14 protein-coding genes are annotated in these 13,190 nt (G+C 68.7%); 6 read left to right on the top strand and 8 right to left on the bottom strand.

The genetic code is table 11. The annotated features are described in order from the left end of the window. Positions 1-9: 9 nt before the first annotated feature. Positions 10-975, top strand: coding sequence for an NAD(P)H-dependent flavin oxidoreductase (locus E2493_RS09510; protein ID WP_135086105.1), 966 nt, complete (start codon positions 10-12; stop codon positions 973-975). 11 nt (positions 976-986) lie between these two features. On the opposite strand, the gene E2493_RS09505 is transcribed toward E2493_RS09510, so the two are convergent. From E2493_RS09505 to E2493_RS09490, 4 genes are all read right to left on the bottom strand, one after another. Beyond that, entirely contained in the window at positions 987-1,427 is a 441-nt protein-coding gene (locus E2493_RS09505) for an acyl-CoA thioesterase (protein WP_225421301.1), read from the bottom strand. Next, positions 1,424-2,563 (bottom strand): iron-containing alcohol dehydrogenase, encoded by a 1,140-nt coding sequence (locus E2493_RS09500; protein WP_135086103.1) that lies wholly within the window; start codon positions 2,561-2,563, stop codon positions 1,424-1,426. Before E2493_RS09500 ends, E2493_RS09505 begins: the two co-directional genes overlap by 4 nt. Positions 2,564-2,622: 59 nt before the next feature. Then, entirely contained in the window at positions 2,623-3,084 is a 462-nt protein-coding gene (locus E2493_RS09495; RefSeq protein WP_404828307.1) for a DUF1465 family protein, read from the bottom strand. Positions 3,085-3,161: 77 nt separating this feature from the next. Next, positions 3,162-3,368, bottom strand: a complete 207-nt coding sequence (locus tag E2493_RS09490; RefSeq protein WP_135086176.1) for a YdcH family protein — start codon at positions 3,366-3,368, stop codon at positions 3,162-3,164. Positions 3,369-3,529: 161 nt separating this feature from the next. Here E2493_RS09490 and E2493_RS09485 point away from each other — a divergent pair, with 161 nt between their 5' ends. Beyond that, positions 3,530-3,688 carry a YdcH family protein gene (locus E2493_RS09485; protein WP_135086101.1) on the top strand — a complete coding sequence of 53 codons (159 nt, stop codon included), beginning with the start codon at positions 3,530-3,532 and terminating at the stop codon, positions 3,686-3,688. Positions 3,689-3,902: 214 nt separating this feature from the next. On the opposite strand, the gene dksA is transcribed toward E2493_RS09485, so the two are convergent. The 3 genes from dksA to E2493_RS09470 all read right to left on the bottom strand — a co-directional run bounded on the left by dksA (position 3,903) and on the right by E2493_RS09470 (position 6,449). Beyond that, the gene (gene dksA, locus E2493_RS09480) at positions 3,903-4,304 is read right to left on the bottom strand and encodes an RNA polymerase-binding protein DksA (RefSeq protein ID WP_225421324.1); all 402 of its coding nucleotides are present in this window, start codon (positions 4,302-4,304) and stop codon (positions 3,903-3,905) included. Between the two features lie 806 nt (positions 4,305-5,110). Next, positions 5,111-5,704, bottom strand: coding sequence for a hypothetical protein (locus tag E2493_RS21185; RefSeq protein ID WP_167737465.1), 594 nt, complete (start codon positions 5,702-5,704; stop codon positions 5,111-5,113). Between the two features lie 301 nt (positions 5,705-6,005). Beyond that, positions 6,006-6,449, bottom strand: a complete 444-nt coding sequence (locus E2493_RS09470; protein WP_135086095.1) for a host attachment family protein — start codon at positions 6,447-6,449, stop codon at positions 6,006-6,008. A 104-nt stretch (positions 6,450-6,553) separates the two neighbouring features. Between E2493_RS09470 and surE the strand changes: the two genes are divergently transcribed. Beyond that, positions 6,554-7,318, top strand: coding sequence for a 5'/3'-nucleotidase SurE (gene surE, locus E2493_RS09465; protein ID WP_135086093.1), 765 nt, complete (start codon positions 6,554-6,556; stop codon positions 7,316-7,318). Continuing rightward, positions 7,318-8,352, top strand: coding sequence for a potassium channel family protein (locus E2493_RS09460; protein WP_135086091.1), 1,035 nt, complete (start codon positions 7,318-7,320; stop codon positions 8,350-8,352). Before surE ends, E2493_RS09460 begins: the two co-directional genes overlap by 1 nt. A 37-nt stretch (positions 8,353-8,389) precedes the next feature. On the opposite strand, the gene E2493_RS09455 is transcribed toward E2493_RS09460, so the two are convergent. Beyond that, on the bottom strand, positions 8,390-10,051 hold the full coding sequence (locus E2493_RS09455; protein ID WP_135086090.1) for a ShlB/FhaC/HecB family hemolysin secretion/activation protein: 1,662 nt from the start codon (positions 10,049-10,051) through the stop codon (positions 8,390-8,392). Between the two features lie 182 nt (positions 10,052-10,233). On the opposite strand from E2493_RS09455, the gene E2493_RS09450 reads away from it, so the two are divergent. Further along, positions 10,234-11,493, top strand: coding sequence for a FecR family protein (locus tag E2493_RS09450; RefSeq protein WP_167737464.1), 1,260 nt, complete (start codon positions 10,234-10,236; stop codon positions 11,491-11,493). A 147-nt stretch (positions 11,494-11,640) separates the two neighbouring features. Then, positions 11,641-13,190, top strand: a 1,550-nt coding sequence (locus tag E2493_RS09445; protein WP_135086086.1) for a FecR family protein, incomplete at its 3' end; no start/stop codon positions are given.

Here is a 13,190-nt window from a genome sequence, read left to right as displayed (position 1 = left end):
GAAGAGCGGATGAGCCTTCCTGCCGTTTTTTCCAAGCTGCGCCTGCCGGCGATCGGCGCGCCTCTGTTCATCGTCTCAAACCCGGAGCTGGTGATCGCCCAGTGCAAGGCGGGCATCGTCGGCTCCTTTCCCGCGCTGAACGCCCGGCCGCAGTCGCTGCTCGACGAATGGCTGCACCAGATCACCGAGGAGCTCGCCGCCTGGGACCGAGCCAATCCGGACCGGCCCGCGGCGCCGTTCGCGGTCAACCAGATCGTCCACCGCTCGAACGACCGGCTCGAGCAGGACATGGCGACCTGCGCCAAGTGGCGGGTGCCGATCGTCATCACCTCACTGGGCGCGATCCCCGAGATCAACCAGGCGACCCAGGGCTGGGGCGGGATCACGCTCCACGACGTGATCAGCGATCGCTTCGCCCGCAAGGCGGTCGAGAAAGGCGCGACCGGGATCATCGCCGTGGCGGCCGGCGCCGGCGGCCACGCCGGCACCCTCTCGCCCTTTGCGCTGGTCCAGGAGATCCGGGAATGGTTCGACGGCCCGATCGCCCTGTCCGGCGCGATCGCCACCGGCCGCGCCATCCTCGCCGCCCAGGCGATGGGCGCGGACCTCGCTTATATCGGCTCGCCGTTCATCGCGACGGAGGAGGCCAATGCCGGGGCCGAATACAAGGAAGGGATCGTCGGCGGGCGGGCGGCGGACATCGTCTATTCCAGCTTCTTCACCGGCGTTCACGGCAATTACCTGCGCGCGTCGATCGCCGCCTCCGGCCTCGATCCCGACAATCTGCCGCAGGGCGATCTCAAGACGATGAACTTCGGCGGCGAAGGCGCGAAGAAGGCCTGGCGCGACATCTGGGGATCGGGCCAGGGCATCGGCGCCGTCACCCGGGTGCAGGCGGCCGGCGCTCTGGTCGCCGAGCTTGCCGGCCAATATGAGGCGGCGAAAGCGGAGCTGAAGGCGAAGGCCCGGCTTTAGGCGGGCGCCGCTCAGCCGGCGATCGCCGCGAACGCGCGTCGCCAATCGTCCGGAAGCGGCACCGGGCGGCGGTCTGCCCGGCCGACATAGACGTGGACGAAGAACCCTTCTGCCGCGGGCGCGTCGCTGCCCCGTGCAAAGACGCCGAGCCGATAGCGGACGCTGGAGCCGCCGATCCGCTCGACGGCGAGGCCGATCTCCACCGTCTCGGGGTAGGAGAGCGCGCGGGCGTAGCGGCAGCCCGTCTCGACCACGAGGCCGATCGGATCGCCCGCGGCGACATCGAGCAGCCCGGCCTCGATCAGCCAGGCGTTCACCGCCGTGTCGAACCATTGGTAATGGACCGTGTTGTTGACGTGGCCGTAGGCGTCGTTGTCGGCCCAGCGCGTGCCGATCTCCCGCCACACCCGATAGGCCTCGCGTCCGCGCAGCGGCGCGCGCGCCTCGCTCACAGCGCCGCCTCGTAGAGCCGTCGCGCATCCGCCTCGTCGATCGCGCAGGGATTGTTCACCAGCAGCCGCTCCTGCTTCATCGCCTCGCGGGCGAGGAGATCGAGATGCTCCCGCCCGACCCCGACCTCGGAGAGACGGAGCGGCACGCCGCTCCTGCGGCAGATCGCCGCCATCTGCTCGACGAAACCCTGCGCCCGGCCCTGGGTGCCGAGCCGTTCGAGCCCGGGATCGAGCATCGTCCCGAGCTCGGCGTAAAGCGGCATGGCGGACGGCATGTTATGGCCGAGCACATGGGTCAGCATCAGCGCATTCGAGGCGCCGTGCGGAACGTGGAAATGGCCGCCGAGCGGATAAGCGAGCGCATGGACCCCGCCCACCGGCGCGTTGGCGAAGGCGACGCCGGCGAGATGGGCGCCGAGCAGCATCGCGCCGCGCGCCTCCAGGTCGGACGGCGTCTCGCAGGCGAGGTCGATATTCGCGGCGAGCAGGCGGAGCGCCTCGCGGGCGAGCAGATCGGACATCGGGTTCTTGAGGCGCGCCGAGGTATAGGCCTCGATCGCATGGACCATTGCATCGATGCCGGTCGCCGCCGTCACTGCGCGCGGCAGGCCGGTAGTCAGCGCGGCGTCGAGCAACGCCCAGTCGGCGACCAGTGCGGGACTCGAAACCCCCTTCTTCTCGGCGCCACCGATCGTGATGATGCTGACCGGAGTCGCCTCCGATCCGGTTCCAGCCGTCGTCGGCACGAGGGCGAGCGGCAGGCGCTTGCCCGTCGCCCGGCCGACTCCCCACAGATCGTCGAGCGGCTCGCCGGAGCCGAGCAGATAGGCGGCGAGCTTCGCGACATCCATCGGGCTGCCGCCGCCGAATCCGACGACCGAGGCGCAGCCCTCGCCTGCCGCCACCGCGGCCATCAGCGTCTCGCGCGAGGGATCGGCTTCGACCGCGTCGAACACGGTCGGAGCCCTTCCCGCCTGCCCGAGCGCCGCCAGGGCGGCGTCGGCGAGGCCGAGGTCGCGAAGCTGCCCGTCAGTGACGAACAGGCATCGGCCCGCGGGCAGCAGCTCGGCGAGTCGCTCCGCCGCGCCGGGCGCCGCGATCAGCCTGGGGCCATAAGAGAATTGGAAGCTCTGCATCGACCCGGTCTAGACCAGGATCGCGCCCGGGAACATGGCCCCCCGCCTTCGACGTCGCTCTAGAAAGCGCGCTCCAGCCGGCTGAGCAGGGTCCGGGCCGGGCTGGCCTGGCCGTCCGCCTCCGGCCTGCCGTCGTCGAGCCGCTGCACCCGGGCGAACAGGTCGCGGCTGGAATCGATGAGGGCGCGGGCGGCGTCGGGCAGCCTGGCGAGGACCGCCTCGTCGCTCTCCGGCGCCTCGCCGAGACGCCGCGCCGGCCGGCGCGCCTCGAGCGGGCTGAGCTCGCCGGCCTCGACCGCGCGCTGGGTGAGCAGCCAGGCGATGATGTGCATCAGCCGTGTCGTCACCTTCAGCGACTCGCAGGCGAAGCCGACCCGCAGGATCGGATCGAGCGCGTCGCGCTCCTCCCGGCCGTGCCGGTCGAAATAGGAGCGCGCCTCGTCGGCAAGCACCATCGCCTCGGTGTAGAGCGATCCGATCAGCTTCGGAGTGAGCTGAATGCGTCCATCTTCCTGCGCCATCATGTCAACCTGCCACAGCCGGGCCGCGGCGGGAACGGGCAAAGAGGGTAAATCGGCGCCCCCACCGGCTCGTCCGGTCAGGCGATGATGTCGGGGATCAACTGGTCCTCGAGCAGGGCGATCTCGTCCTTCAGGCGCAGCTTGCGCTTCTTGAGACGCGCGAGCTGCAGCTGGTCCGGGGCGGCGAGCGAGCGCAGCGCCTCGATTGCGGCGTCCAGGTCCCGGTGCTCCATCCTCAATCGCACGAGCTGCGTCGCCGCGCCGACTTCGCCGCCTTCAAACATCGCCTCCGTACGCCTCCTCACGCCTACCCGACGGCCCGCAACCGGCGTATAGATAATCCATCAACGGACTGTCGTATATATCGTGTCGACGGTCCCATGGCGGGAGACAGGGGCACAACTTCGGTGGTTAAAGGATGACCCACGCAGCAGAGGAGATGGGAATGCAACAGGCGCATATCTCGGCACTGGAACTCAAGCATGCTGACATCGAAGCCCGCATTTCTGAAGAAACCCAGCGGCCCATGCCCGACGCGGCCGCCCTCGCGCGCCTGAAGAAGGAAAAGCTCCGCGTGAAAGAGGCCATCGTCGGCCTCCACTGACATCCGATAAGGCGGTTCCGGCCGGCCACGGCCGGGACCGCCGATCGACCTCCAGATCGTCCGAATGCTCCGCGTGCGCCGCTCGGCGCACTATGGCGCGCGCCGCCGCCCATGGTGATCCGTGGATCGTCGGATCCGGCCGCGTCCTCGCGTTGCCGTCACGTACCGTCGAAAGGCGACCGGGCCGAAGCGACGCTCCGGCCCGGTCCCGTATTCAGTCGTCGCGGGAGATCCGCTCCTGACGCTCGTGGCGCTCCTGCGCCTCGACCGTCATCGTCGCGATCGGCCGCGCCTCCAGGCGGGCGATCGCGATCGGCTCGCCGGTGACTTCGCAATAGCCGTATTCGCCGGTCTCGATCCGGCGCAGCGCCGCGTCGATCTTCGAGATGAGCTTGCGCTGCCGGTCGCGCGTGCGGAGCTCGATGCCCCAATCCGTCTCGCTGGACGCGCGGTCGGTCAGATCCGCCTCGCGCATCGGCCCGGTCTTGAGCTGGGCCATCGTCCCTTCGGACTCGCGAAGGATCTCGTCCTTCCAGTTGAGCAGCTTCTGCCTGAAATAAGCCAGCTGCGCTGCATTCATGAAATCTTCGTTGGCGGTCGGCCGATAGGCCTCCATTCCCGCGATCTCATTATAGCTTTGGTCGTAAACCCCACTCAACGCCGTTGCCATAACCCCTCCGATCCTCACGTCCTCGCCATGTGCGAACACGCAATTCCTAGGGTTCCGCTCCCGAGTCGTCCGGGAGTTTACCGGAACCTGTCCCCAGCGCGCCTATACGCGCAGCAGCGTTGCAGCACAAGTCACTCAAAAAGGGCTAAAAATGTTCGTGCAAAGACGCCATCGGAGCGCGGCTGCGGGCCACTCGGCGAATTTGAGGAGCCAATGATTCGACCCGCGAATCGGGGCGATTGAAGCAGCCGCCGCGCACGATCCGCGCGCCCGGCGGCGGCTTCCTTCATTCACCCGCTCTCCGACAATGTCTCCTAATGGGACGGAAGTCCTCGGCGAGGCCATTTACGCGGCATTTCCGGGCATCATCATGGTTAACACGCTTGCGCCGGAAGGATTCCTTTGCATCTGTCTGGAATAGCCAGAAGCGGAACCGGATTCTTGGCGACGATTATCCGGACCGACTTCAAAGCCTGGAACAGGGTGCGTCATATGTCGGTACGAATGGCCTTAGCGAAACTCTGCGCCTGCACCTGCGGCGGGGCGATCATCGGCGGCGGCGCTGTGCACGTGGCCGAAAACCCCGCAGCGCGACCCGCGATCGTCAAGCAGGCGAAGGCAAAGATCAAATCGGCCGGCCGGTCGAAGCTGCGCCCGACCGCCAAGGTGCGGACCAAGCGGGTCCGCAAGGTGGCGCGGACCGCCTGCGTGGTTCGGCAGCCGGCGCAGACCGTCACCACCCGTACGGTGACTTACCCCGGCGTAGCACCGATGCCGATTCCCCCGCTCCCGCCCGCGGAAGGCTTCGTGAGCGGCGGCGGCGGCGTCCCCGTCGTGATCGGCGGTGGTGGCGGCTTCGGCGGCGGGTTCGGCGGCGGCTTCTTCAGCGGCGGCTTCTTCGGCGGGTCGAGCGGCAACGCGATCTTCACCGCCTCGACCAGCACCTCGACCTCGACCGGCGGCATCTCGACCTCGAGCGGCAACGTCTCGACCTCGACGGGCAACGTCTCCACGTCGAGCGGCGTCTCGACCTCGAGCGGCAACGTCTCGACCTCGAGCGGCGTGTCGAGCACGACCTCGACGTCGAGCGGCACGATCTCGAGCACCAGCTCGACCTCGAGCGGCACCGTCTCGACCACCTCGTCGAGCGGCAACGTCTCGACGACCTCCTCGTCGAGCAGCTTCGGCGGGATCAGCACGACCAGCACGACCTCGGGCTCGACCTCGACCAGCTCGTCGACTTCCAGCTCCACGTCGAGCTCGACCTCGAGCTCCACGTCCAGCTCGACCTCCTCGTCGACCTCTTCGGGCTCCAGCGGCAAGCCGCCGTCGAGCACGGGCGGCACCGAGGTGCCGGCACCGCCGATGGTGCTTCTGTTCGGTGCCGCCGCGGCCGCTCTGGTGGCACGGCGGAGGCTCGGCCGCGCAACGGGACCCGCGCAGGCCTGAGCAGGACGGGACCGGAAGAACCGGCCCGCCCTGCCGACTGCGAGCGGGCTCCGCCTCCCTTCGGGGCCCGATCGACGAGGTGGAAGCGCTCTGCGCTTCCACCGAAGTCGTTAGGGAGCCCCCGATTTCGTGGGATCGACACGCAAACGGGACCGGCGACCTTGGTCGCCGGTCCCGCGTCTCGGCTCCGCCGGATCGTCAGGCGCTCTGAAGGATCTTCTCGATCTCCGGCACCGGGTGGCCGGTCAAATCCTTGGCGACTTCGCCGGCGAGACGTTTCTCGACCTCTTTGTGATAATGCTTGCGGAGCTCGCCCAGAGTGCGGGGCGGCGCGACCACGATCAGCGAGTCGAACTCGTTGCGCAGGGCGCGCCGCTTGAGCATCTCGGCCGTCTCGTGCGCGAAGCGGTCTTCCTCGAGCTGGTGGAAGTCGACTTCCTCATAGGCGCTTCGCCCGGCGCCGCCGGAGGCATCGAATGTCCGGCCCGGACCGTCGGTCTTCTGATCCCGATCGGCAGCATCCTCCTGCTCCACCTTCCGCTCGAGCTCGAGCTTCGGATATTCCGCATCGCCCTCGTTGCGCAGGAAGAGCATCTTCTTCCCGTCGGCAACGACCACGAACGTATTGTGCGGAACCTGCATCGCAATCTCCTCTTGTTCTCGCATGGTGAACGCCGGAGCGGCGGCGATGGTTTCGGCCGTCCGACGGCCTTGCGTCTCCTGCCGTCGCGCCGCATAGCCGGGCGGTGCGGATCCTCCTCACCAATGACGACGGCGTGAATGCGTGCGGCCTCAAGGTGCTGGAGAGCATCGCGCGGCGTTTCTCGGACGATATCTGGATCGTCGCTCCGACCGAGGAGCAGTCCGGCACCGGACATTCGCTGACGCTCACCCGCCCCGTCCGGCTGCGCCGACTGGGGGAGCGCCGCTTCTGCGTCGCCGGCACCCCGACCGACAGCGTGATGATGGCGATCGCCCATATCATGCAGGATCACCCGCCGGACCTCATCCTGTCCGGGGTCAACCGCGGCGCCAACCTTGGCGAGGACTGCACCTATTCCGGGACGGTCTCCGCCGCGATGGAGGGCGCGCTGGCCGGCATCCCCTCGATCGCCCTCTCCCAGGTCTATGCGCGCGCCGGCATGGGCGACGCAGTGCCGTTCGCCGCCGCCGAGGCCTGGGCAGAGCGGGCGCTGGCGCCCCTGCTCTCCGCCCGAATCGAGCCGCGCACCCTGATCAACGTCAACTTCCCCGCTTTGCCGCCCGAAGAGATCAAGGGGATCCGCCTCGTCCGACAGGGGATCCGGGACTATGGCCGGCTGAAGATCGTGCAGCGCACCGATCCGCGGGGCTATGACTATTTCTGGTTCGCTCTCGGCCCGACCGTGGAGACCCCGGGGCATACCACCGACCTGGAAGCGATTGCGGACGGCTATGTCTCGATGACGCCGCTCCACCTCGACCTCACCCATGAGCCGACGCTCGCCCGGCTAAAGGCGCTTTACGGCTGATGCCCGCGCGACGCCCGGACGAGGTGACTCTCCGCCGGCGCAGCCGCCTGCCGGTCGGCGCGCAGATCGCGTGGCGGGTCGGGCTCGTCCTCGGTCTGCTCGGCCTGGCGATCGCCGTTCACTGGATCGAGCGCGGGGGCCTCAAGGACACGCACGACGGCCACGTCAGCTTCCTCGACGTCATCTATTTCACCATGATCAGCATCACCACCACGGGCTATGGCGACATCGTGCCGGTGACCGATCGGGCGCGCATGTTCGACGCTTTGGTCGTGACTCCGATCCGGTTGTTCTTCGTGCTGATCTTCATCGGGACAGCATACACGTTCGTGCTGCGGCGCGTCTGGGAAAGGTTTCGGATGGAAAAGCTGCGCAAGGATCTGTGCGATCACATCATCGTCGCCGGCTTCGGCACGACCGGATCGGAGACGGTGGACGAGCTGATCGCCCGCGGCACGCCGGGTGACCAGATCGTCGTGATCGACTGCACGTCCGAGGCGCTGGAGCGCGCCGCCTCCATCGGCTGCTTCACCGCCGAGGCCGATGCGACCCGCGACAAGACGCTGCAGGCGGTCAGGATCGAGCGGGCGCGCGCGATGATCGTGTCCGCCGGACGGGACGATACGTCGATCCTGATCACCCTCACTGCCCGCCATCTGGTGCCGTCGCTGCCGATCAGCATCGTCGTCCGCAACGAGGACAATGAGCTGCTCGCCCGCCAGGCGGGCGCAACGACGGTGATCAACCCGATCAGCTTCGCTGGCCTGCTCCTCGCCGGATCGACTCATGGCGAGCATCTCGCCGACTATATCGCCGACCTCGCCTCGACCTCCGGCACCGTCCAGCTGGCCGAGCGCGAGGTGACGGCGCAGGAGGCGGGCAAGCCGCTCTCCGCCCTCGCCCGCGGTCTCGGCGTGCGGATCTACCGCAATGGCAAGGCCCATGGCTTCTGGGAGCCCGAGGCGGCGAGGCTGGAGGCGGGCGATCGGATCGTCGAGATCGTCCCCACCGCGTCCAACGAGGCGGCGGGCTAAGCCGAGGCGGTCCGTCAGGAGCGCGCCCGAGGCGCCGTCAGAACCGGAAATCGATCGTGAACGAGAGCCGCGGATCGCGGTGTCGCGAAGGATCGTAGCCGTCGGTCAGCGGCACGCCGAGCTCGAGGCTCGTCCACACCCCCGGCGGGAAACGCAGGCGGACGCCGCCGCCGGCCGAAGCCAGCGACCCGCCGCCGAACCCCAGGCGGTAATTGTCGACCGCGCCGGCGTCCGCATAAGCGTAGACCTGGGCGTTGGCGACGCCCTTCACCGGCTTCGGAAAATCCTTGCGAAGCTCGACGCTGCCGGCAATTCCGCGGTCGCCCGAGAATTCGCGATAATCCCAGGCACGGCCGAAGCGGCGGCCGCCGAGCCCCATTTCTTCCGAGGAGAGCAGCGGCCCGTTGGCGACCTGCCCCTCGCTCTGGATCACTAGGCTGAGCTGCGGTGCGAGGCGCTGATCGAGCTCGGCCCACAGCTCCAGCTTCGAAAAGCGGCCATCGGCATCGGACCGGGACGAGAGCGGATCGCCCGCGTCGCTGGCGCCGAACAGGTCGAGGCCCTGGACAAGGCTGACCCGGGCGCGCAGCCGTCCGGCGCCGAGCCGCCGATAGGCGAAGGCGCTCGCCGAGACGAGCGCGAGCCTGTCGTCGCGGACCAGCAGGTCCTCGCGGGTCTGTTCCGAGTCGCGGATCCGCGCATCGAGCGAGGCCCAGAGGCTGCCGGCACGGCTCCTTTTCAGCGGATGGCGCAGCTCGGCCTCGATCTCGCTGCTGCGGCCGTCGAGATCGCGGTCCGCCAGGAAACCTCCGGCCTCGGACCGGGCGAGATAGCCGCCAACCGAGAATTCCGTTCCACTGTATCCGAGCGCCGCCGTGTAACGTGCGGCAATCAGGCCGAATTCTTTCGGCTCGAACGGCGTGGTCAGTGCCTCGAGCGTGAGCGAATCGTCGGGGCGGAGCAGCCGGTTGAAGTCGATGGCGACCCGAGCGCGGACCGGCCCGGAGGTCGAGGAGCCCCAATTATCGACGCCGCCGCGGCCGGAGAAACGATCGCGCGTCGCGTTGACGACCAGCACGTTGCGGCCGCCGCGGCGCTCGAGCTTGGCCTTCCCCATCCGGATGCCGGCGACGTCGCCGGCAAGAAGCAGCTGGCGCTCGAGCGCGGCGGTGCGGACCGGCCGCCCGTCGGCGAGCGGCGTCAGGCGCGGCTCCACCGCATCGCGTCCGTCGCCATTGACCTCGACGGCGTCGATCCGCCCTTCCTCGATGCGCACGCGAAGCAGCCCATTCTGCAGCCGCTGCTCGGGAATCCAGGCGGTCGCGAGACCATAGCCGGCATCGCGCGCCACGGCCGCGATGTCGGCGGCGAGGGTGCGAAGCTCCTCTACCGAAAGGGTGCGGCCCAGATAGCGCTCGACCACCGGCGCGAACGCTGCCTGCGGCAGCGCCTCCGCCCCTTCGACGAGAATGGCGCCGGCCAGGATCGGCTCGGTCACCGCGCTGCCCGTTCGCAAGCCTTCGGCAGGGCGCAGGATCGGCTCGGCCGACGTGGTGGGCACCGCCCTCTCCTCGCGCAGTTCCTGCTCGGCGACCGAGGGATCGGCGCGATCCGCACCGTTCTGCTGCGCGAGCGCGGGCGACGCCGCGCCAGCGAAGGCGGCGAGCACCGAGACTTCGATCAGGACAATCCGGCGCATCGGCTCTCCATTCGCAATCTCTCCGGTCTTAGCCGGACAAGTTGAAGGAATGGTTTAGAGCCGCGCTTGCCTAGCGCGCCGTTAACCTCCCCCGAAAAGCTCCTCGCAATCGGATGCGTGCAATGGCGATGGTTGAACAGGCGCGTGCGTGCCGCGCGCCCTCAGGTGGAGGAGAGACGAGCATGCGCAAGGTCTTGCTTGGGCCCGCGGCTCTTGCCCTGCTGCTCGCCCCGATCGCCGCGCAGGCGGCGCCGCCGCCATGGACGGTCAGCGAGGTCGCCGGAGACGTTCAGCTGATCGAGAACGGCAAGCCGCGACCGGCGCTGCGCGGCGCGCTGCTCGCCAGCGGCGCGACCATCGCCACCGCCGCCGCGTCGCGCGCGGTGATCGTGCGCGGCAAGGAATTCGTGGTGATCTCGCCGCGCAGCCGTCTGCGCGTTCCCGTTGAGGCGGAAAGCGCCGGCGGATTGGTGCAGATGATCGCGGATTTTGGCTCCTCCCTTTTCAGGATTGAAAAGAAGAGTACCCCGCATTTCTCTGTTAAAACTCCGTTTCTTGCGGCAGTCGTAAAAGGAACGACGTTCACCGTGACGGTCGGCGCGGAAGGCGGCGCCGTGCAGGTCACGGAAGGCGCCGTGCAGGTGTCGACGCTCGATGGCCGCGCCTCCGAGATCATCCGGCCGGGCTCGATCGCCTCGATCGTGGCCAGCGACATGTTCCAGCTGAACATCCAGGGAGATGTCAGCAAGGTCATCCGATCCGATGGGGCGGCGCCCACGGCGAGAGCCGACGAAGGCGCTCCCACGCCGGTCGCGCCGGTGTTGAAGATCGCACCCATGGACCTCGTCATTTCGGAAGAATCGGCTCTTCTTCCGATGGTTGCCGCTCAAACTTTCGATCGAGGATCACCTGCCGCGCAACTGTTCGCAGAGCTGGGCAGCGATGCCGTTGACGCTGCCCAAGCCGTGAATTCCTCGCGCGACGTCAAACGGCCGGCGGAGGGCGGCAAGAAGGCCCCCGGGGACGCGGTGGAAGACCAGCTCCTTGCCGATGCGGGCAGGCCGTCGAAGGGCGGCGACGCCGGCGCGCTTCCTCCCGCTGGCGCGGGCGGCAACGGCCCCGATGGGCCGGCGAACGGCGGATCCAGCGCGGGCCCTTCGGATGATCAGGGACCAACGCGGAGCGGCGGTGAGCCCGGTCCGCCCCCCGGCGCCGGCGAAGCGCGCGGCAATCCGGGAAGCTTCGGCAAACATGACGACGACACGCGCGACGAAGACAAGCACGGCCGTGGTGGGAGCAAGGGCGGCGACGATGATGATCGCGGCGGCAAGCGCGGCAAGGATCACGACGAAAAGGATCGCGACGACGACAAGCGTCACAAGGATCGTGACGAGGATCGTGGCGGCAGGCGCGGCGACGATCGCGATCACGACGAGCGTTGAGCGGGCGCCGCCCGCAGAGCATCGCCGTCACACAGCCTTCAGCCCAATTAACCAGCCCCGGCAAGACCTTCGAAAGAGCCTGAGGCCTATTCTGCAGCCTTGACCAGAGTGCCGGCAGCGTCTGCCGGCGGAAACGAGGCGACAGCCATGCGGAAGCTCCTCCTGGGCGCGGCAGCGCCGGTCCTGCTCTCCATCACCGGAGGCGCCATGGCGGCCCCGCCGATCGCATGGCGGGTCAGCGAAGCATCCGGCGACGTCCGCCTGGTCGACAACGGCCGCTCGCGCGCCGCAACCAAGGGCGCCTTGCTGTCGAGCGGCTCGGCCATCGCGACCGGCGCGAATTCCCGCGCGGTGATCGTGCGGGGCCAGGAGTTCGTGGTGATCTCGCCGCGCAGCCAGCTGCGCGTACCGGTCGAGGCGGAGAGCCGCGGCGGGCTGATGCAGATGATCACCGATTTCGGCACCTCGCTGTTCAAGATCGAGAAGAAGAGCACGCCCCATTTCGGCGTGAAGACTCCCTATCTCGCCGCCGTCGTGAAAGGCACGACCTTCACCGTGATCGTCGGCCCCAAGGGAGGCACCGTCCAGGTGACCGAAGGCGCCGTGGAAGTGTCGACGCTGGACGGCGGCGCCAAGGAGATCGTGCGTCCGGGCTCGGTCGCCGAGGTCGGCGCGGGGGATCTCTTCCAGCTCACCATCCAGGGGGACGCCAGCAAGGTGATCCGCTCCGAGGCCGCGGGCGCAGGCACGGTCGCCGTCGTCCCCGGGGCCCCGGCGGCAGCGGCAGCAGCGCGCGGGCCCGAAGGGACGCCGGCGTCCGGTTCGGACGCCTATAAAGGTCCCGATGTCCAGCCTGCCGAAATCGAGTCTGCGGTCACCGAAGACGCTCCGTCGCTTTCGGAGCTGACCGGCGGTCTGCTCGAGGGCAGCTCGCCAGCCGAGATCGTCCTCGCCGAGCTCAGCAGCGCGGTCCGGGACATCGCCCGCGGCGGAGGGAACGGCAACGGCGGCGGCAGTGGAGGCGGGACCGACAATGGCGCCGGTGACAACGGCAACGCTGGCGGTGGGAATTCGGGCGGCGGCAACGCTGGCGGCGATAATGGCAACGCTGGAGGGAACGGCGGCGGGGCCGATAACGGCAATGCCGGCGGCAACGGCAACGGCAATGCCGGTGGCAACGGCAACGGCAACGGCGGCGGGGCCGACAACGGCAATGCCGGCGGAAACGGCAACGGCAATGGCGGCGGGGCCGATAACGGCAATGGCGGCGGCAACGGCAACGGCAACGGCGGCGGGTCCGACAACGGCAATGCCGGCGGCAACGGCAACGGCAATGGCGGCGGGGCCGATAACGGCAATGGCGGCGGCAACGGCAACGGCAACGGCGGCGGCAACGGCGGCGGGTCCGACAACGGCAATGCCGGCGGCAACGGCAACGGCGGCGGGGCCGATAACGGCAATGGCGGCGGCAACGGCAACGGCGGCGGAGCCGACAACGGCAATACCGGCGGAAACGGTAACGGCAACGCCGGCGGCTCCGACAACGGCAACGCCGGTGGCAACGGCAACGGCGGCGGAACCGACAACGGCAATGCCGGCGGCAACGGCAACGCCGGCGGCAACGGCAATGGCGGCTCCGACAGCGGCAAGGACGGCGGCGGCAAATCCGGCAAGGATGACAGCGACAAGTCCGGCAA

The organism is Sphingomonas parva (ex Maeng et al. 2020) (genome assembly GCF_004564275.1).
In the GTDB taxonomy this organism is placed as follows: Bacteria; Pseudomonadota; Alphaproteobacteria; order Sphingomonadales; family Sphingomonadaceae; genus Allosphingosinicella; species Allosphingosinicella parva.
Note: the sequence above shows the minus strand (reverse complement) of the source record. Positions and strands in the feature narration are given on the sequence as shown.

Bases quoted from the DNA above. Each gene is read 5' to 3' on its own strand.
- E2493_RS09490 (WP_135086176.1), bottom strand. From the start codon at position 3,368: ATGTTTGAAGGCGGCGAAGTCGGCGCGGCGACGCAGCTCGTGCGATTG.
- E2493_RS09470 (WP_135086095.1), bottom strand. From the start codon at position 6,449: ATGCAGGTTCCGCACAATACGTTCGTGGTCGTTGCCGACGGGAAGAAG.
- dksA (WP_225421324.1), bottom strand. From the start codon at position 4,304: ATGGAGGCCTATCGGCCGACCGCCAACGAAGATTTCATGAATGCAGCG.
- E2493_RS09450 (WP_167737464.1), top strand. From the start codon at position 10,234: ATGCGCAAGGTCTTGCTTGGGCCCGCGGCTCTTGCCCTGCTGCTCGCC.
- E2493_RS09500 (WP_135086103.1), bottom strand. From the start codon at position 2,563: ATGCAGAGCTTCCAATTCTCTTATGGCCCCAGGCTGATCGCGGCGCCC.
- E2493_RS09455 (WP_135086090.1), bottom strand. From the start codon at position 10,051: ATGCGCCGGATTGTCCTGATCGAAGTCTCGGTGCTCGCCGCCTTCGCT.
- E2493_RS09510 (WP_135086105.1), top strand. From the start codon at position 10: ATGAGCCTTCCTGCCGTTTTTTCCAAGCTGCGCCTGCCGGCGATCGGC.
- E2493_RS09460 (WP_135086091.1), top strand. From the start codon at position 7,318: ATGCCCGCGCGACGCCCGGACGAGGTGACTCTCCGCCGGCGCAGCCGC.
- E2493_RS09495 (WP_404828307.1), bottom strand. From the start codon at position 3,084: ATGGCGCAGGAAGATGGACGCATTCAGCTCACTCCGAAGCTGATCGGA.
- E2493_RS09485 (WP_135086101.1), top strand. From the start codon at position 3,530: ATGCAACAGGCGCATATCTCGGCACTGGAACTCAAGCATGCTGACATC.